The 19183-nt window shown below is 33.0% G+C and carries 15 protein-coding genes; 10 read left to right on the forward strand and 5 right to left on the reverse strand.

Annotated features, from left to right (window positions below; genetic code table 11):
- Positions 1-68: 68 nt before the first annotated feature.
- Positions 69-1244, forward strand: coding sequence for a multidrug effflux MFS transporter (locus AXG55_RS03100; RefSeq protein WP_233231332.1), 1176 nt, complete (start codon positions 69-71; stop codon positions 1242-1244).
- A gap of 365 nt (positions 1245-1609) precedes the next feature.
- Here the strand turns inward: AXG55_RS03100 and AXG55_RS03105 are convergent, their stop codons facing one another.
- From AXG55_RS03105 to ffh, 4 genes are all read right to left on the reverse strand, one after another.
- Entirely contained in the window at positions 1610-2017 is a 408-nt protein-coding gene (locus AXG55_RS03105) for a hypothetical protein (protein WP_148696676.1), read from the reverse strand.
- Positions 2018-2655: 638 nt separating this feature from the next.
- The gene (locus AXG55_RS03110; protein WP_148696677.1) at positions 2656-3180 is read right to left on the reverse strand and encodes a cache domain-containing protein; all 525 of its coding nucleotides are present in this window, start codon (positions 3178-3180) and stop codon (positions 2656-2658) included.
- Between the two features lie 44 nt (positions 3181-3224).
- Positions 3225-4760, reverse strand: coding sequence for a tRNA (N6-isopentenyl adenosine(37)-C2)-methylthiotransferase MiaB (miaB, locus tag AXG55_RS03115; protein ID WP_148696678.1), 1536 nt, complete (start codon positions 4758-4760; stop codon positions 3225-3227).
- A gap of 33 nt (positions 4761-4793) precedes the next feature.
- Complete coding sequence (gene ffh, locus AXG55_RS03120) at positions 4794-6407, reverse strand: signal recognition particle protein (protein WP_148696679.1); 1614 nt, start codon at positions 6405-6407, stop codon at positions 4794-4796.
- Positions 6408-6607: 200 nt separating this feature from the next.
- Between ffh and fabD the strand changes: the two genes are divergently transcribed.
- From fabD to AXG55_RS03165, 9 genes are all read left to right on the forward strand, one after another.
- Positions 6608-7552 carry an ACP S-malonyltransferase gene (gene fabD, locus AXG55_RS03125; RefSeq protein WP_148696680.1) on the forward strand — a complete coding sequence of 315 codons (945 nt, stop codon included), beginning with the start codon at positions 6608-6610 and terminating at the stop codon, positions 7550-7552.
- A 19-nt stretch (positions 7553-7571) separates the two neighbouring features.
- A complete protein-coding gene (gene map, locus AXG55_RS03130; RefSeq protein WP_233231333.1) occupies positions 7572-8396 on the forward strand; it encodes a type I methionyl aminopeptidase in 825 nt (274 codons plus the stop codon).
- A 3-nt stretch (positions 8397-8399) separates the two neighbouring features.
- Complete coding sequence (locus tag AXG55_RS03135) at positions 8400-9083, forward strand: dihydrofolate reductase family protein (protein ID WP_148696681.1); 684 nt, start codon at positions 8400-8402, stop codon at positions 9081-9083.
- A 33-nt stretch (positions 9084-9116) separates the two neighbouring features.
- A complete protein-coding gene (locus tag AXG55_RS03140) occupies positions 9117-10361 on the forward strand; it encodes a multidrug effflux MFS transporter (RefSeq protein ID WP_148696682.1) in 1245 nt (414 codons plus the stop codon).
- Positions 10362-10565: 204 nt separating this feature from the next.
- The gene (locus tag AXG55_RS03145; RefSeq protein ID WP_148696683.1) at positions 10566-12086 is read left to right on the forward strand and encodes an ABC transporter substrate-binding protein; all 1521 of its coding nucleotides are present in this window, start codon (positions 10566-10568) and stop codon (positions 12084-12086) included.
- Positions 12087-12128: 42 nt separating this feature from the next.
- Positions 12129-14486, forward strand: coding sequence for a hybrid sensor histidine kinase/response regulator (locus AXG55_RS03150; protein WP_148696684.1), 2358 nt, complete (start codon positions 12129-12131; stop codon positions 14484-14486).
- A gap of 122 nt (positions 14487-14608) precedes the next feature.
- The gene (locus AXG55_RS03155; protein ID WP_148696685.1) at positions 14609-15391 is read left to right on the forward strand and encodes a flagellar hook-basal body protein; all 783 of its coding nucleotides are present in this window, start codon (positions 14609-14611) and stop codon (positions 15389-15391) included.
- 353 nt (positions 15392-15744) lie between these two features.
- A complete protein-coding gene (locus AXG55_RS03160) occupies positions 15745-16074 on the forward strand; it encodes a winged helix-turn-helix transcriptional regulator (protein ID WP_237243990.1) in 330 nt (109 codons plus the stop codon).
- 157 nt (positions 16075-16231) lie between these two features.
- The gene (locus AXG55_RS03165; protein WP_233231334.1) at positions 16232-17668 is read left to right on the forward strand and encodes a TolC family protein; all 1437 of its coding nucleotides are present in this window, start codon (positions 16232-16234) and stop codon (positions 17666-17668) included.
- 14 nt (positions 17669-17682) lie between these two features.
- On the opposite strand, the gene AXG55_RS03170 is transcribed toward AXG55_RS03165, so the two are convergent.
- Positions 17683-19137 (reverse strand): HAD-IG family 5'-nucleotidase, encoded by a 1455-nt coding sequence (locus AXG55_RS03170; protein WP_148696687.1) that lies wholly within the window; start codon positions 19135-19137, stop codon positions 17683-17685.
- Positions 19138-19183: the final 46 nt, after the last annotated feature.

Here is a 19183-nt window from a genome sequence, read left to right on the forward strand (position 1 = left end):
GATGTAAAATTAACCTTAACGTCATTTTAATATTATCTTTTTGTCGGTAACAAAATATGAACGACAGCATGATAAAAAATCATAAGGTTATTTTTTCTATTGTTCTTTTTTTGGTGCCTGTTTCGCAAACTTCCATTGATATATATTCACCTTCGTTACCAAATATTGTAAAAGGCCTTGCTACAACGGAAGCTTATGTCCAATTAACGATATCTTTATTTCTATTATCTCTTGGAATCGGTCAATATTTTTATGGTGCTTTATCTGACAGTATTGGAAGAAAAAAATCATTATTTTTAGGTATGTTACTTTTTGCAATAAGCAGTTTAATATGTTACTTCGCTCCTAATATCTATATTTTAATAATTGCAAGATTTTTTCAAGGGCTGGGAGCAGCATCGATTGCTGTTCTGTCAAAGGTTATTTCTGTTGATCTTTATGAAGGCGTTGCGCTTATGAAAGCAAGCTCTTGGGTGGGCTTGATATGGGGCGTTGCTCCTATCATAGCTCCGGTGATTGGTGGGTATATCGATCATTATGGGGGGTGGCGGCTTACGTTTTTTGCTTTGAGTGTTTATGGAGTAATTGGCTGTTTATTTATTTTCTTATTTATGACAGAGACAAATCATCAGTACAAAAAATTTAATTTGAAATCAATTATAAAAGAATCGATTGAAGTCTCAAAAAATAAAGATTTCATGGGCTCTACAATTATTATTGCAACAACAAACTTAGGTCTTTTTGTTTTTACTCTAATGGCTCCTTTTTTATTGCAAAATATTTTGGGAGAGTCGCAAATATTTTATGGATATATGGCTTTAATTATAGGAATTATTTATATTATGGGAGCGTTTTGTAGTCAATATGCTATTAAACATTTTGAAGGTGAAAAAATTATTCACTTGTTTTCTACATTATTGTTAATGGTTGGAATTATAATGGTCATTATTGCCCTATTTTTTCCTAAATCCATCTTTATTTTAATGATCACATCTTCCGCCTTTGCCTTTGCTTCAGGATTTCTATACCCCTTTTTGGTGGGAAGGATGTTTGCACCTTTTCAAAATATGGCTGGAATTGTGAGTGCCACCTATGGAATTATTTCTTATGCTTTTTCAGGAGTGATTACTATTCTCTTAAGTACTTTTGTAATAACCTCACTTATTCAGATTGCATATGCTTATGCTTTGGTAGGTATTATTACCTATATTGCAATGAAGCTTATGTTTCGATATCCAAAATAACAAAAAATAAATGTTATTTAATATAAAAAATAAAAAGGATGGCTTAATGAGAAGTCAATGCTATAAATTCATTTTATTGGTAATAATCTTTACGGGTTGTATAACCAAAAATGCAAATTATCGTATTCATGATTCTGATCTTATTTAAATTTCAAAAAAAAATAGAAAATAGAATTGAACTATCTCAACAAAAAATTTCCATGCGCGTTCTGCAATGTGTAAATTAAATAATAATAATATTCTTTTACTCGTAGGATTTTCTGAAAAAGAAGTTCTAATGAGAAAAAGAGGCTTGAGTATTAGAATGTTCTCAACTGAATGAGCGGTCGGTATCTGATGCTATTGTTGTCTATAAGAAATAATTCTTATTTTTTAAATAATCTTACAGAATCAACAACATTTCCTTTATTGTCTACTTTTAGAAGGCGTAAAAATCCGCTGGCTTCATCTGACAAATTATGAACAACTTCAAATTGACTGTTTTCTAGTCCATAAACAAGAGTCATACGATTTGCAGGAACATTTTTAACATCTAATTTTCCAGAATAAGTTGCCGTTCCCATAAGAGTGCAACCTGCAACTATGCCAAGATGATTAAAGAAGCATGAGTTGGGATCTACCGTAACAGCAGCATCGCTTTGAGATGTGACGTGAAGTGTATGGGTTGACTTTCCAATAACATAATCACTTTCCCATTTTGAATGTACAGGTAAGTTGTGTGCAAAAATGGAAGTAGACATTAACATTAAAGAGGCAACAGCAATTTTTTTCATATATATCTCCTTAAGAATATATTATTTAGTTAACAGGAATTTATGTAGGGTTGATAATTGAAATATTTTTTGAAGTCAATTATTTGTTGTGTTGTCTAAAAATGTGAATATTATGGTTATGGAATATTAAATGGAAATATTATTTTACTTATGTTTCTATTGTTTTTTAAAGAAAATAGGATTAAAAATAAAATACTTATTTTCGAATATCTAAATCCTGTTTTAAAGATATAGTTTAAAACTTTATTTTATTGTTAAAATTTTTTTGTTTCAAAAATGAGACATAATTTAAAATAAAAAAAAGACAAATAATCGTTTCTATTTATTTGCCTAAAAAAATGTGGAATGATTTTTTAATAGTTCATTTTTTTATTTAATTTAATCCAGCTATTTTCTTTAGTATTATCTTTTGTTGAATTGTCTCTCTGTCAATAGAATAAAATCGATAATTTGTATTTTCTACAGCGACTGTAGTTATGAGTCTGTCTTCAAGGAGTTCAACGAATTTAGCTTTTCCAGATTGTTTAGAAGGGGATATTTTAGTACAGGATTCTTCATTATTAACAATAAAACATGTATTAGTATCGTGCTCAACGGTAACGAAGTCTTGATATTATTTTAATAATTAATTGTCAGATTTACTTAGTTTGATATAATCCCGAACCTAGCATCCAAGTGTCATCCACTTTTAAGACGAATCCCATTTTATATTCCGTCTTTTTTGATTTAGGATTTATCCAGTTGTATTTTACCCAATGATTTTTTTCTGTGCTCGCTTGAATCAGTCTTTTCGTAATATATTGGCCATCACTGTCCTTTAAATTCATTAAATTTAATCCCACTAAATTGGGCTTATTGCCATGAGCTAAGATTGTGCCTTTGTAATCAAAAGCATAGATATAGAGTTCCCCTTTTTTACCTCTTTTGAAACTGCCATTGGGATTCATGAATTCTTTCAAAGCCCCTTCTTTTCCATTTTCTATTGCAAAATTTACAGCGCTTTGAACAAATTCTTCCACATCTTTTGTGGTAAATTGATCTTTTGTTTCATTTGAAATGAGATCGAGGTTATTTATATTTTTTTCTTCAGAAAATACTTTATTTTGGTATGTGAAAAATAATGGCATAAAAAAAATTGAAAATAGAAACATTTTGAAGATCATAGGATTCTCCTAAATATCATATTTTCAATTATTATAACTAAACTTTAAACCAAATGTCCTTCAAGTGCGGTTAAATTCGCTCCTATTATTTTGACTGGGATTAGCTTTCCAATGAGATTCCGAGGTGATTGGACTTTTACCAAACGTCCTTCATAGCTTCGGCCATACCAGCTGTTTTCTTCTTTTCTATTTTTATAGAGCACAAGAACTTCACGTATTTTTCCAATTTCAGCTCTGTTTTGGCGCTCCGTTTCTTTTCTTTGAAACTCCAGAAGAGTTTGTAAACGACGATCTTTAATGTCCTCAGGGACTTGATCTTTAAATCGTGTTGCGGGTGTTCCTTTACGAATGGAATATTTAAAGGCAAAAATGAATGCATATTGCATTTCTTGGACAAGGCTTAAAGTGTCTTCAAAATCCTGCTCAGTTTCTCCTGGAAAACCCACAATGATATCTGTGCTGAACGCGATTTCTGGTCGAACATCGCGGATCCATTTCACGCGTTCAAAATATTCAGCACGAGTGTATTGGCGATTCATGCGATCGAGCATGTGATCGCTTCCCGATTGTACGGCAAGGTGAAAGGAGTTTGTTACCTTAGGTAAATCGGCAAAGGCCTTCGCTAAAGCGGGAGTAAAGTCGTGGGGATTTGAAGTGGTAAATCGAATTCTTTCTACTTCGGGAACGCTGCTTACTGTGTAAAGTAAGTCAGCAAAAGGTAATTTTCCGTTGGAGGAATGAATATCGGGGGCACCAATAAGATCGAGTCCATAGGAATTGACGTTTTGCCCTAGCAAAATAATTTCTTTTACGCCTTTTTGAACTAAGAAATTGACCTCATCCAAAATCTCTTTTTCAGGACGGCTTTTCTCACGACCGCGTGTATACGGAACAACGCAAAAAGTACAAAAATTGTTACATCCTTTGATGATATTCACGTAACGAGTGACTTCATTTTTATTTTCGTCGTAATAAGGAGGAACAACATCAATAGGTATGGAGTAACCTTCCTCTTTTGCATCAAATTTTGTTATGACCATGGGAGCTGCTTTATTCGTAGAATAGCTTTCACTCACTTTTTTATCAACTTCCGATTTTTCAATGACTTTTTCAAGCAGATTGGGAAGATCTTCAATTTGATCGGGGCCAAAAATGATATCAATATAAGGCACTTCTTTTGCTAAAGCTTGAGACTCTGCTTGAGCCACGCATCCCGATACTGCGATGATTAAATGTGGATTTTCTTCTTTTAATGGACGCAGTTCACCTAGGCGACTGACCACTTTGTGGCGTGCTTTTTCACGAATATGGCAAGTATTTAGCAAGATAAAATCAGCATCTTGAGCTAATTCGGTAGGACGATAATTTAAACGGCCTAATAAACCTAGCATGCGCTCGGAATCGGCCACATTCATTTGGCATCCCCAAGTTTGAATGTAAACCTTTTTTAAATATGCTTCATTTTTTTCACCCACATTTGGATATTCAACCTGTGGTTTAGGTATGTATTTTGCAAAAAGCTCTTGTGGGCTAATTGCGGGTGTGGAGTCCAAAGGAGTTTTTTTTGTATATCCAAACATGGATGATTTCCTATCTAAAGTAACTATGACAATTTAGCGTTTTTTTTGTTTCTTTAATTTTTCTTCTTTTTTTCTTTTTTTCATGCGGTTTAATTCCGCAAGATCCGCAGCGCTCATAGCTCCACCGCCGCCCATTCCTCCGGGCATAGCAGGCATACTGCCACCGCCAAACATGTTACCGAGAGCGCCCATGCCTCCAGGCATGCCGGGCATCCCGCCGCCACCGCCCATCATTTTTGCGACTTTAGCCATTTTTGCCATTTGATTGAGTTGACTTAATCCGGGGATTTTAGACATCATCCCGCCGCCCAAACCAAGTCCACTCATCATTTGCATCATTTGACGCATTTGCATAAACTGTTCAACTAAGTCTTTCACTTCTTTTTCGCTGTGGGCAGAGCCTTTAGCAATACGTGCCATGCGGCTGCGGGCGCTTTGTGATTTTTGGATGAGAAGAAGATCGGGATTTTCTCTTTCCTTTTTTGTCATGGATTGAACGATAGAACCCTTACGAGAAATATCTTTATCGTTGACTTTGTTCATATCATTTTCAGAGATTTGCGAGGCCAAAGGAGTTTTAGCAAGGACATCTTTAATAGGTCCCATTTTTCCAATGGTACCAATCATTTCAAGGAAATCATTAAAGTCAAAATGACCTTCCATCATGCGATTTGCACTTTTTTCAGCATGATCCATGTCGATGGCTTTGGTAAAGTCATCCATTAGACCGACCACATCGCCCATGCCTAAAATACGACCCGCCATACCTTCAGGACGAAACTCTTCAAGTTTGTCTAGAGATTCTCCTGTGCCGGCAAATAAAATGCTTTTTCCAGTAACTTTTTTTACGGAAAGTGCAGCTCCTCCACGAGTATCACCATCTAATTTTGTTAAAATGACACCTGTTAAATTAAGGCGCATGTCAAATGCTGAAGCGGTGCGCACGGCATCTTGACCAATCATAGAGTCGATGACGAGTAAGATGTTTTGAGGTTGAACTGCTGATCTTACAGATTCCAGTTCGGTCATGAGATTGTTATCGATAGCAAGGCGACCTGCGGTATCGATAATAACGAGATCGAGCCATTCGGAGCGCGCAAATTCAATTCCTTTTTGCGCAATTTCAACAGCATCATTAGTGTCAAGTGTAAAGACAGGGACGTTTATTTTATCCCCTAATATTTTTAATTGATCGCGCGCCGCAGGACGATACACATCGGCAGCCACAAGCAAGGGGCGCATTTTATGACGTTCTGCCAAGAGTTTTGCCAGTTTAGCAGCATGAGTTGTTTTGCCGGCACCTTGTAAGCCTACAAGTAATATAACTGTAGGTCCTTTGGTATTTTTAATGATTTCAGTTTGATTGCCACCCAAGAATTCAACGAGTTCATCGTGACAGGTTTTAGTGAAATGATCACCCGCTGAAACTTTAAGACCCGATTTTGCTTTTAAAGTAACCACTTCATCAAGTGCTTTTTGACGAATATTTTCAAGAAATTGTTTAGTTACTTTGAGATCTACATCGGCGTCCAGGAGCGATCTTTTAATCGCATCTAGAGCCGGAGAAATGTTTTCATCTGTGAGGCGTGCTTGCCCTTTAAGCTTAAGGGTCGCATCTTTAAATCCTTGGGTGACTAAGTCAAACATGTTGTAACCTTTCCACAAAAAATCAACTCCAAACGAGTTTCTATAACCCCCAAAATAGCCTAAGGTCAATGTAAAACACCATCGGTCTGATACCAAGTCATTTGTAAGAAGATAGATTTATTTAGACTGGTAGCTTACAAAAGACTCTGGTATTCAAAGCAAGTGCATCAATAACAACGCACGGATTAAGGAGATGATTTATGGCTGACGTTGTTTTTATGTTTCCTGGCCAAGGAAGCCAATCTGTTGGGATGGGCAAAGATTTTTTCGAACAATTTCAGGAAGTGAAACAAACTTTTGAAGAAGCTTCTGACATATTAGGCTTCAATATGGCAAAGTTATGTTTTGAAGATTCAGAGAACAAATTAAATTTAACGGAATTTACGCAACCGACTATTTTAACGTTAAGTACAGCTCTTTTTAGAGTTTTAGAAAAACGGGCTTCTGCTAAATCCACTTTGGTCGCAGGTCATAGCCTCGGAGAATATTCTGCTCTGGTTTCATTAGGAGCTCTGTCTTTTTCCGATGCCCTTAAAGCGGTGCATTTTAGAGGCCAAGCTATGCAAAGGGCTGTTCCTGTCGGAGTGGGAGCTATGGCTGCTTATTTAGGCAATGCAGGGCAGAGTGTTCCCAACATTTGTAAAGAAGTTTCAACAAACAATGCTGTGGTGGAAGTGGTCAATTTCAATTCACCAGGACAATTGGTGTTAAGTGGTCACAAGGTTGCTGTGGAAAAAGCATGCGAAGTGATAGCGGAGAAAAAACTTGGTAAAGCCAAAACATTACCTGTAAGTGCTCCTTTTCATTCTTTTTTAATGCAACCCGCAGCAGAAGAAATGAAAGATTTTTTGTCAAATACAAAATTACACTCATTTGCTGGGCAAATTGTTGCAAATGTTGATGCAAAAATTCATACAAATGCGACCTATTCAAAAGAAATACTTGTGAGACAAATTGCAAGTGCGGTATTATGGACGCAGTCCTTAGCGACAATTCATGATTCCTTGCCTGAAGCCCTTTGGATTGAAGTCGGACCTGGGAAAGTTCTTCAAGGTTTAGCCAAAAAAACAATCGAAAACTCCAATTGCATGGGTACGCATGATCTTGTTGCGTTGCATGCGGCATTAGAATTTTTGTTAAAATAAAAAGGGAGAGCCACTACAAGTGCCAAAATTAAAATCTCAAGAAGATGTATTAAAAATGCGCGAAGCAGGCAGACTTGCGGCGCTTACCCTTCGCCATGCCGGCGAAATGATAAAGCCCGGCATAAGTACTGAAGAAGTGAACCGCGCTGTGCATGACTATATTGTTTCGCATGGAGCCTACCCTAGTCCTTTAAATTATAAAGGATATCCGAAATCAGTTTGTACCAGTGTGAATGATGTGATTTGTCATGGGATACCAAGTGAAAAAGAGCTTTTAAAAGAAGGGGATATTGTTAACGTCGATGTCACTGTTACTTTAGATGGCTACTTTGGTGATTGCTCGCGGACTTTTTATGTTGGTAATCACATTTCTGAGGAAAGTAAAAAAGTGACCGAAGTTGCTGAAGAGAGCCTTGCGCGGGGTATTGTCGCAGCGAAACATGGCAACCGCCTGGGGGATGTAGGTTGGGCCATTCAGGGGTATGCGGAAAAAGAGGGCTGTGGTGTTGTGCGTGATTTTGTTGGTCACGGTATTGGAAAAGTCTTTCATGAGCCCGATTTACAGGTTCCTCATTATGGGAGATCGGGTACCGGTCTCAAAATTGTGCGCGGCATGATTTTTACAATTGAACCCATGATAAATGCGGGTGATTGGCGCATGAAAATGATGAAAGATGGTTGGACTGCAAAAACAGTGGATGGCAAACCTTCTGCGCAGTTTGAGCATACGATTGCCATTGTAGGAGATGGCGTCGAAATATTAACCGCGTTAGAAGATGATCCCATCGCTTTAAGAGCAAAAAAGTTAGGCGCAAATATTTTGTGGCCCGCACTCAAGGCATAAAGTATGTCGCAATTTTCATGTAAAGATTTTCATATTCTGAACGTCATGGCGGCTACTATTGATGGCAAAATTGCCAGTCATAATAGGCAATCTTCCTTGGAAAGAAATTTGATGGGCATGTTGTGCTCTGAAGATTTTGAGCGCATGAGGCATGCTGTGGCTTCATGTGATGTTGTTTTTATCGGGGCGCGTAGTATGGAGTCAGAGTTGGGCGCTTTTCGCGTGTCAGAGTTGACTGCAAATAAGGCAGAGCCCGAATGGATTGTTTTTACCCGATCAGGAAATTTTTCCTTTCAACATAAATTCTGGGGACAAAAACATATTCCAAAGAGTATTTTTTTTGTAACCTCATTCGATTTAAGTGAAGAGCCTATATTAAAAGTAGGGCAAAAAATCGAATTTTGTGGAGAAATAAATTATTATTTAGGTAACATATCGGGATTGATAAAATATCTCATTCATAATAATAAAAAAAGATTTGCTTTATTAGGTGGTGGACAATTAAATGCGGCATTTTGGGAGCAGGGCTTGGTTCATGAATTATGGCTCACGTTAAGTCCTATTTTAATAGGAAATATTCAATCACCTTCACTAGTTTCTTCTTCGCACCTTCTTTCTAAGAAACTAGAATGTCAAAAAGTGACCCAATCAGGGGATTTTGTATTTATTAACTATAAGGTGTCTTAAATACTAACTTTTAGATTGGAAAAATTCATAGATATGGAATCTATTCAGCAACAATTAAATGAAAATTCAACTATTAAAAATGAGTTTAAATTTGGTAAAATTCATAGAATACTTTTTGTTACAAGTATTATTATAATCTGTGCCATTGGATTTATTGGTTCAGATATTTATTTACCATCACTACCTGCGATAGCTGAATTTTATAATAAAGATGCTATTTGGTCACAAAGTACCATGACAGTGTTCTTAATTACCATGGCTATTTTTCAAATTTTTTCGGGTTCTTTATCCGATCGTTTTGGTAGAAAGCGTGTGCTTTTTATTTGTATGATCATATTTATGCTTGCTTCCGTTGGTTGTTTTTTTTCGAGCAGTATTTATGAGCTTTTATTTTTTCGTATTTTACAAGCTATTGGGGCTTGTGGTGGCATGTCTATTGGACAAGCTATTGTCGCCGATTTATTTAATGCTCAAGATATGGCAAGAATACTTTCCATAACAATACCTCTAGTTGCTTTTTCTCCTGCTATAGCCCCTGTTTTAGGTGGTCATATTCAAACTCATTTTAATTGGCAATCTAATTTTTTGGTCTTAGCTATTTATGGTGGTATTATTATTTTTATATTAATGACTCCTATTATTCCTAATATAAAAAATAAGACAATTAAAAATTCAACTTTTGATTTTGCTGCATTTTTAAAAATTATTTTTGATAAAAGATTTTTTGGCTATGCTTTATTTATGATGGCTTCAAATGCAACCTATTTTTCATTTGTGGCGGCTTGCCCTTTTTTATTAAATAAATTTGGTTATTCTCCTGCTACAGTAGGCTATGCTTTTTGTGCAGCATCATTTCCTTATATGTTTGCTTCTTTTTTAGGAAGAAAACTCTCATTTTCTATGACGAGTAACCAAATCATCTTTACAGGTATATCAGTAAATATTATTGGAGGCCTTGCGCTTCTTATCATGTATCTTTTTAATTGGCAGCATTTGTTAGCATTGATGATTCCTGTATTTATTATTACTATAGGGAATGGATTGCTCATGCCTTTTTCCTCTGCCAATGCGATTTCTTTATTTCCTAATAATGCTGGTTTAGTTACTGGTACTTTAGGTTCATTGCAATTAACTGCTGCAGGAATAGGTACAGTCGCTATGGGATTTGTTGAAAATGGAACTTTACTTCCTCTTGGATTATTCGACTTCTTTGTGTCCTTGAGCGCGTTCTTGTACTTTTTAATTGTTTTCAAATTATTTGCATTAAAAAGAGAATGAATTGCTTTAAATATTAGCATATAGTTTACTATTTTTGGTAAGTGAAAAAAAATTAATAATGTTGACTAATTTAAATAGGTTTGCTATTTAAGCAATTTATAAAATCATATTTATTCTGATTTTATAAAGTATAATAAATTTAGAGATTATTTTATTAAATTAGACTTTTAATTTTAAATGCTTCAGTTTTGAGATTCTGACTATATGAAAAAAATACTCTTATCTTCGTCTTTTGCTTTTTTTTGTCTTTTCTCTTTTAATTTAATGGCTAATCAATCTAATAGTATTATTTATTATTGTGAAAGTCATTCGCTCAATGCTTGGGATGAAGATACTATTCTCGCCTGTCGTGGAAGTTTTTATCCCGCTGTTTTAAATTCATTATTGTATCTTGATAATAATGTAGAATTAAGACCTCTTTCTCTAGAATCATTTGATTGGGATTTTAAAAATAAATATTACAAATTGAAATTAAAGGAAAACCTGTATTTCCATAACAATCGTAAAGTCACTTCAAAAGATTTAGAATTTAGTATTTTAAGGCATCTGTTTGCAAAATATCCAAATACAGGAAATACGATGCAAATAAACTTAAAAGGAAGTGAAAAAATCAGGCATGGTCAGGAATACAAATCCGGGTTAGTTGAAGGGTTAAAAATATTAGATGAGAGAACAGTTGCTATTGTTCCTGCAAAATTAAATCCTTATTTTTTATATTCGCTATCACATTTTAGTTTTTCATTAGTGCCTATGGAGGAGCTTAATTCAGATTTGCTTACCTGGAAAAAATGGCCCGTAGGGTCAGGACCATATAAAATAATTGAAGCTGATTACCAAAAAAAAATATTTTATTTGTCATTAATTAATAAATTACAATACCCTAAAGCGGCTCATCATATTATATATGAATTAAATAGAATATATGAGCCCGATATCACTTTAAAGGATTCTATTGCAGCAAATACCCCAAAATACAAACAAGATGAATTGCTTGTCCCGTTATATAGAAGAGTGATTGAATTTAATTATGGCAACTCTTTAGGAGCTAATAAGCATTTTAGAAGAGCTGTTTCCTTAGCAATGAGTAGGAATGAAATTACAAAATCAGTTGATATTCCTGTTAAGCCTCTTTATGAATTATTAACCCCAGGTAATATTGGCCGATTGAATCTTAAAGAAGATATTCAATTAACAGACTCCATAGAATCTTTTAAAAGAGTTTTAGGTAAAAATTTTATGATAAAAATTTTTAAAATTCCATATACTGAAGATTCGTCTTATTTAGGATCAAAATATCGAGACGTTATAAAAACGCAACTCAAAAATGCAGGTCTTAACATTCAATTTATTGAAGTCTCTAAGAATATATACAATCCTTTTGGAAGTGAATTTAAAGATTCCCCATTTTATTTATTATCAACTGAAACCGATTTTTTTGATCCTATTTTAAATTTTGCAAAATATAGTAAAATAAGTCCTTCAATAAATTCTCATGGTAATGACAAAATATTAGAAACTCTATTAGATGAAACGAAAGAAGCATCAAGCAGAGATATTTTAAATGAAAGATTGAAAAATATATCAAGGTATTTTTATGATAATAGAATTTTGGTTCCCTTGTTTGAAATACCTACTGTCGCTTACTATAACCCTTTTAAAATTTCATCTATCGGGAATCAATTTGGAGGAGTGATATTTTATTTGCAACATTTGGAATTAAATTAATAATAAATTTACAATAAATTTTAATTTTTAGGAAAAATTTTCTTGAAGCTAAGACCAATTTCAGAAGAAATTTTAAATCGTTCCGCACGAAATGGAATTTTCTTTGCCTCATTTTCATTGAGTCTCATATTAATTATATTATTTCTTTACATTTATGACATCTTTTTTGGAAGAACTGAAAAATTAGTAAAGGGATATATTCCTGAAATAACATCAGCATTAATCATGGGTGATTATCTCTTTGCTAAAAAATTATTGTCATCTATTGAAAAAAGTAACTATTTTTCCACATTATACATTAGCGAAGGCGTTAGTAACAAGATAGTAACATTAAATGGAGAGAAATTATCAATAATAAATAAGTTAGATTCATCAAGTAAATATTCTTTTTATATTTTAAGATTTGATGTGCTTTTTTTTACTTCAACTCCACTAGGTAGTAAAAGTTCTCTAGAAAAAATGTACTTAGTTAGTGTTCAGAAAGTTAACTGTTTTATTATTATACTCTTTATATGTGTACTATTTTCAATATGGTGCTTCATGTTTTTATATATGAAAAATCAGAGTAAAAAAAATTATGAAAAAATGTTTATTCCAATTAAAATGTTATCTGAAAATATAAAAGAAATATCATCATGTAAGGAAAAATATACTAAGTTTGTTACGTATTCCGAGCTTGATCTTATTTATAAAAATTTTAACAATGTCTATATTGAACTTGCTAAAGCACAAGAACAATTGAAACAAATGGAAATGATGCGAGTGATATCGACAACAATTCAAATGCTGGCGCATGATTTAAGACATCCTTTCGCTCATATTAAAAATGCTCTTCATGTTATGTTGAGATTATCTAGTTATGATGAAATAAGACAATATATTAAGGATACAGGTCGTGCCATAGAAAAAGATATTTTAAAAGTAGAAAATATGCTTTCTGATTTATTGCACTTCAGAACAGAAGGACGGCCTAATTCTATTAATACAAGTTTTTATAAACTCGTTTATTCTGTTATAAAAAGCTGTTTTGAAGTGCAAAGTAAAACTGAAATTCAATTGAAATATAATTTCAATCATAAATTTTTAATTCACATTGATTTTCAAAAAATGGAGCGTGTTTTATCTAATATTTTCTCCAATGCAATTGAAGCAATGGGAGGAAAAGGAAAAATAGAAATTACAACTAGAGAATTTAAAGACAATGGAATTCTTAAATTTGAAATATGTATTGCAAATACAAATTCACATATTGATGACAATTGTAAAGATAAAATATTTGATCTTTTCTTTACAAAGGGTAAAAAACGTGGCACGGGACTTGGATTAGGAATTGCTAAAGAAATTGTTCAACAGCACGGAGGAAGAATATTTTATAATTCTTCAATATCTCAGGGTGTAAAATTTTATATTCACTTGCCTCAGCCTAATACAACAGCAGAAGATCATATTGAAGATTTATATTTTCCAAGTGAAGCAAATTATTTTGAGACTCATTTTGATTCTCATTATAATTCTTCTCAAATTGAATATGAAAAAAAATCAAATAATATTGAAAGTAAAATTTTAAATTATTTAGCTCATGATCATTCTAGCAAAAAATATAAAATTTTGATTCTTGAGGATGATGAAGTTTATGTTAAGAATTTTTCATCACTTATTTCTTCTGAAGATTTAAATAATTATTTTTCAATTTATTCTTATAGTGATTACAACTTAGCTATGGAAGCTGTTTATAAAATCGATCCAGAATATATTATTTGTGATATTGATTTAGGTCTCGATCATTTAAATGGGTTTGATTTTGTTAAAAAATTGAGAGAGGATGGAAACAACGCAAAAATTTGTATTCATACCAATAGATTTTTAAAATGCGATTTAGAGAGAGCCATAGAAGTTAAATCTGATTTCTTTATTGCAAAACCTATGTCGCGATTTCAATTTTTGCGATTTATTTGCTCGCATTTAATTCCACATGATTTTGAGGAATCGATTCAAGATCAAATTATTGAGAGACAAAGAAATCTCAGAACAATAGTTGTCATTGACGATGAAGATGCTTATCATCAATTTTGGAAAGTGACGGTGACCGATGCGCACGTGATGACATTTTTGCATCCTGATGCTGCATTAGAGTTTTTTTATAATAATTTGGAACTCGTTCAAAATATAGAGTGCATTATTGTTGATTTTTATTTTGACAACAGCGGTCAAAATATCTGTGAGACAAATTTTCTTGAAAAACTGAAAGACTTCAATTTTACAAAACCTGTCTTTGTTTCAACCAATGCCATATTAAATAAAGAAACAGCGCGTTATTTTTCAGGGGTCATAAAAAAAGAGCCTTATTCTATGAAAAAGCTAAAAGAAACATTCTCTAATCAATTTGATTTACAAAATTAAGAAATTTTTCCCTGCAAAAGATATCTGTTCAAAAGTTAGCATATAAGTAAATTTTTCATAACTCAGTTAAAACTATGTGGTGTATTATTTTTCTTGAACAGTATTTTGAATAGGAAAATATTATGCTAAAAAACGTTTATGCCCCTTTATCAGGCGGAGTTTTGCAAGAAAGAATTATGGAAATTATTTCAAATAATTTAGCGAATACAAATACAACTGCTTTTAAGGAAGATGATATTGCCTTTCAAGCTCAGGAGGCAAATCCATGGCCGAGTTATGCAACTCCTCATCCTCCCGCGCCTTTTAAAACAAATATGCAAGAATTGTGGCCATTAAAAGGAAATGAAATGGCTTATGTTACTTTGAGTGAAATTAAAACAGCACATACACAAGGTCCTATGATTAAAACTGGAAATCCATTAGATGTTGCTTTTCAGGGTGACGGATTTTTTGAAGTCATGACACCATTTGGTGAGCGTTTGACAAGAGATGGTGGTTTTAGTATCAGCAATGACGGTACTTTAATCACAAAAAATGGTGCTGTTGTTCAGGGTGAAAATGGCGCTATTAGTGGATTGAATGGAAAGGATGTCAGTATTTTACCTACGGGCGAAGTTTATGTAGGAAAAAAATTTGTAGATAAATTAAAAATTTTAGCATTTAAAGATTCTACATTATTAGAAAGGTTAGGGGAGAACTTGTGGATTCACAATGGCCCTCCAGAAAATTTCAAAATGCCAGAGGGTGAAGTCACTGAAGGATATTTAGAAGGCAGTAATGTTAATCCCATGAGAAATCTAACAAATATGATTATTGCTCATAGAAGTTATGAAGCATTACAAAAAACCGTTAAAGCTCATGATGAAACAATGCAAAATGCAAACAAAATATCGGATGTTCAATAAAAAATTTTGTTTCTTTTTTTAAATAATTGTTAAAATAAATTGAAAATTATTTTATCTTATTATTTGTTTTGTTTTTAGTATAAATATTGATATTAAGTTCATTATTTGTGCTCTCTTGTCTGTACTAAAAATGAATATATAATAAAATTTATGACAATTCTATTGTCATAAATTTTATTAATCAAAAAATTTTTTTTATTAAATAAATTTTTATCTTAATGAATGTGTTTTATGAGAAAGGAAAAAAAATTGCTTATTATGAATAATTTTTATTTTTGTTTTTTATTTGTATAATTATCATATTTTTATATATTTATTACAATATTAAGATTTGATTATTAGGGAAAAATAAAATGGTGAAAATGAAAAGAAAAGAAAATATAGAGGGATGTTCTGTAGAGTGTACTTTAAATGTTCTTTGTGGGAAATGGAAGGGGATTATCATATTTCATTTACTTAAATATGGAATACTTAGATTCAGTGAGTTACAAAAATTACTTAAGAATATTGTTACGCAACGGATGCTTACAATGCAACTTCGTGATCTCGAAAAAGAAGGAATCGTATCAAGACATATTTATCCTACAGTTCCACCAAAGGTGGAGTATTTTTTAACCGATAAAGGAAAATCTTTAGCAGTTATCATTCAAGGATTAAATGATTGGGGTAGTGACTATTGTTGATTCCAAACTGAATCTAAGTAGGATTCTTAAATAATGTAAAAATCAAGTCAGTTAAGATTGAAACGAAAATTCATAAGAATAAGGACGCTAAAACTTGAATTGCTGTCACATTTAAGTTAATAAGTGAGTACTATTTTATTTGACTTGGATGGTACAAATGACATTTCATGCTTTTCGAAGGATTACCTACCCCCTCACTGGGATGGTTACATTTTTGTTTATTTATCAAACTTTTGCTCAAGAAAATGAAAATCAAGATCAAGATCATCCTCCTTTATTAATTCAAAATGCGCGTAGCGTAAATTCGAATCAGTTGCTGACATTAGAGTCGGCAATGAATATGACTGAACATTATTCATTTGTGGCAAAAATGTCACAACAGGATTTGCTTATCAGCGAAGCTCAAGAAAATGCAGCTTTAAGAAGTATGCTTCCTAATGTTTCTGGAAGTGCAAATTATATGTTTAATAGCAGTTCTGTTAACCAACTTGTCGGAACCTCACTGGGAGCGCAGTATGGATTTCCTGAAACAAACTCTTCAGCGGGCTCGCTTACGTTAACTCAACCCCTTGTCGGACTTTATTCCTTGTACAATGGTTTAATGCAATCTTCAGCGTTAACGCGTGCTGCCTTGCAGAATCGCACGCAAAGCCGTGTTGATGCCCGATTTTATGGAGCCCAAGCGTTTATTAATGCGCAAAAAGCAGAGCAGTTGTTAAAAACGGCGAAATCATCTATTGAAGTTTCTGAAAAACAATTAAAAGATGGAAATGCGCAATTTAATGCAGGTAAATTAACAAACGCCGATTTGCTTAAATTTAAGCTTGATTATGAGAATTCAAAAACAAATCTCATTCAAGCAGAGACGACTTATAAAGTTACTTTAATTACTTTAGCTGAAGCTATTGGCATTAAAAATATTAACTTAATAACTTTAGATGACAGTGATAAATCTGTTTGGGAAGCCAAATCGCAAAAACTTCCAAATTTAGAGAAAATATTTAGTCCTGGAATGGCAAAACGCCACGATCTCATTGCAGCAAAAGAAAATGTTGAAGCCTCAAAATATGCAACTCAGCAAACTTATAGCACCTATTTGCCCACATTAAATTTCGTCGCAACCTATTCAAGAAATTTTTTAGCAAAAGATATTACATATAATAACGTAACGTATAGCGCTAGCAGTTATTCAGATACACTCTCATATGGGCTTCAACTTACTTGGAATTTAGTTGATTGGGGAGTGAGACAAGCACAAATTAGCAGCACAATCGCATCGGAACAAAAAGCAAAATATAATTTAGAAAATTTAAGCATGAATGCGCGTATCGATATCACAAACAGTTATTTGCAATTGCAAAATGCCATTCAAGTTTTAGATTCTTCTAAGGTGTCGGTGCAATATGCTCAGGATGCTTACTTACAAATGAAAGCGCGTTTCGATAATGGGCAGGTTACTGCTACCGATCTTATTGCGGCTGCCAATGATCAAACAACCGCGAGAGCAAATTTGGCAAATGCAAAAGGAGCTCTCGATTTGGCATGGATGTCATTTCAAAAAAGCATTGGCGGACAGCTTTCAACGCTAAATTAATAACTTTTCATAAATTACTCATCGAGATCATGAGGCATAAAATCTCGTACCGCTCTAAAGTTTTTATGTGGGCCATAGTGAATTAAATTTGTTAATTTACTTGTGTATAAACAAGCGTAGTTTTCAACTTGAGCAGCAAAACGTGAATTTTGTCTACCTGTTTTCATGAGTTCTCCCCAAATGGGGTGGAGTCCTAAGTGATAATTGCGAATTTCTTTTTTTTCTTGTTCTCTTAATTTAAGTAAATCATAACCAACTTTCTTTATTTTTTTATCTAGGTTTTCATTTTTATCAAGAGTATGAGTTGCTCCTTTTTCACGTGATTGAATATCTAATCTTTCAAATTCGTTTTCAAGCAGGACGCGTTTTTCATTTAAAGAATCACATAAAATATATTGTTCTTTTAACTCATATGTTGCAATGATTTCTTTTTCTAGTTCTTCGATAACAAGCATGGTTCTCCAGCCTATTTCTTTTTTACTTCTTAATATATCACCATAAATGTGATCACCGATATATAATATTTCAGATCCTGTTTTTATGCCCAGCATATTATGAAGTAATTTAAAATGTCCCCCCTGATAAACAATCGATTCTTGTTTATCTTTATTTAAGATGTTTACAATGTCGGTATTTTTTAAATAATTTGTTTTTGTATCAACCTCATAAATTTGGTTTTTTGTCATAAAAAAGGAGGGTTTTTGTGAGCCTGTAATAATTAAATCAAATAAGGAAATCCATTCTTGATTGGAATCTTTTTTGGTATTACATAAATAGCTCATTACTATATTTGTGTAATCCCATAAGCTATTTGTAACGATAAATATTTTTCTGCCTGAAGCTTTTAAATCTTTTAATATTGAAACTAAATTTTTATTGTTTGATATGTATTTACTAGGATTATCATATACTTTGTCTTTTATACTTCCATCGCGATGACATAAATCAATGCACATTCTGACGTCGGAATATAAATCAAAATAGGATTTATGATTCATTTTGTCGGTTTTGTCTTTAAATTCAACTAATTGAATAAATAAAAAAGCTTCTGCAAGTGAAAATAAAGTATCAATAAGTGCATAATGTGGTTCTTCATAGACAATGACATTTTCAATATCATATAATTTTCTGCGCTCTTCTCGATTGAGCTCCTTAAATCCATGATAAGCAACTTTAACGTAACGGTGCCTATCCATTTTTAAAATATTCCCATTTTTTTTGTCAATGACAAGACCTCTAATCATATATTTAGGATCAAATTCCCAACTACAAATTTCTTTGGGATATCCAATTTCAATGAGTTTTTTTATGGTCTCATCATACGCTAGTTTTTCAAATGTTTCTGGTTTATAAAGAGCGAGAGTATAATCCATATCAAAGCCTACGGCTTTAATCGATTTCATATTTAAAGAGCGGTTACAAAATATTCTTTCACAAAATGGAATGTCAGCTTTATTATCAGGAAACATGAAAAAACTCTCCTTGAGAAAAGGGATTCCCAAAGAGGGTTTCCCT

This window comes from Silvanigrella aquatica, assembly GCF_001907975.1.
In the GTDB taxonomy this organism is placed as follows: domain Bacteria; phylum Bdellovibrionota_B; class Oligoflexia; order Silvanigrellales; family Silvanigrellaceae; genus Silvanigrella; species Silvanigrella aquatica.

Excerpts from the sequence above, each read along its gene's own strand:
- AXG55_RS03100 (WP_233231332.1), top strand. The coding sequence starts at position 69 with ATGATAAAAAATCATAAGGTTATTTTTTCTATTGTTCTTTTTTTGGTG.
- AXG55_RS03105 (WP_148696676.1), bottom strand. The coding sequence starts at position 2,017 with ATGAAAAAAATTGCTGTTGCCTCTTTAATGTTAATGTCTACTTCCATT.
- AXG55_RS03110 (WP_148696677.1), bottom strand. The coding sequence starts at position 3,180 with ATGATCTTCAAAATGTTTCTATTTTCAATTTTTTTTATGCCATTATTT.
- miaB (WP_148696678.1), bottom strand. The coding sequence starts at position 4,760 with ATGTTTGGATATACAAAAAAAACTCCTTTGGACTCCACACCCGCAATT.
- ffh (WP_148696679.1), bottom strand. The coding sequence starts at position 6,407 with ATGTTTGACTTAGTCACCCAAGGATTTAAAGATGCGACCCTTAAGCTT.
- fabD (WP_148696680.1), top strand. The coding sequence starts at position 6,608 with ATGGCTGACGTTGTTTTTATGTTTCCTGGCCAAGGAAGCCAATCTGTT.
- AXG55_RS03135 (WP_148696681.1), top strand. The coding sequence starts at position 8,400 with ATGTCGCAATTTTCATGTAAAGATTTTCATATTCTGAACGTCATGGCG.
- AXG55_RS03140 (WP_148696682.1), top strand. The coding sequence starts at position 9,117 with ATGGAATCTATTCAGCAACAATTAAATGAAAATTCAACTATTAAAAAT.
- AXG55_RS03145 (WP_148696683.1), top strand. The coding sequence starts at position 10,566 with ATGAAAAAAATACTCTTATCTTCGTCTTTTGCTTTTTTTTGTCTTTTC.
- AXG55_RS03155 (WP_148696685.1), top strand. The coding sequence starts at position 14,609 with ATGCTAAAAAACGTTTATGCCCCTTTATCAGGCGGAGTTTTGCAAGAA.
- AXG55_RS03160 (WP_237243990.1), top strand. The coding sequence starts at position 15,745 with ATGGTGAAAATGAAAAGAAAAGAAAATATAGAGGGATGTTCTGTAGAG.
- AXG55_RS03165 (WP_233231334.1), top strand. The coding sequence starts at position 16,232 with ATGACATTTCATGCTTTTCGAAGGATTACCTACCCCCTCACTGGGATG.
- AXG55_RS03170 (WP_148696687.1), bottom strand. The coding sequence starts at position 19,137 with ATGTTTCCTGATAATAAAGCTGACATTCCATTTTGTGAAAGAATATTT.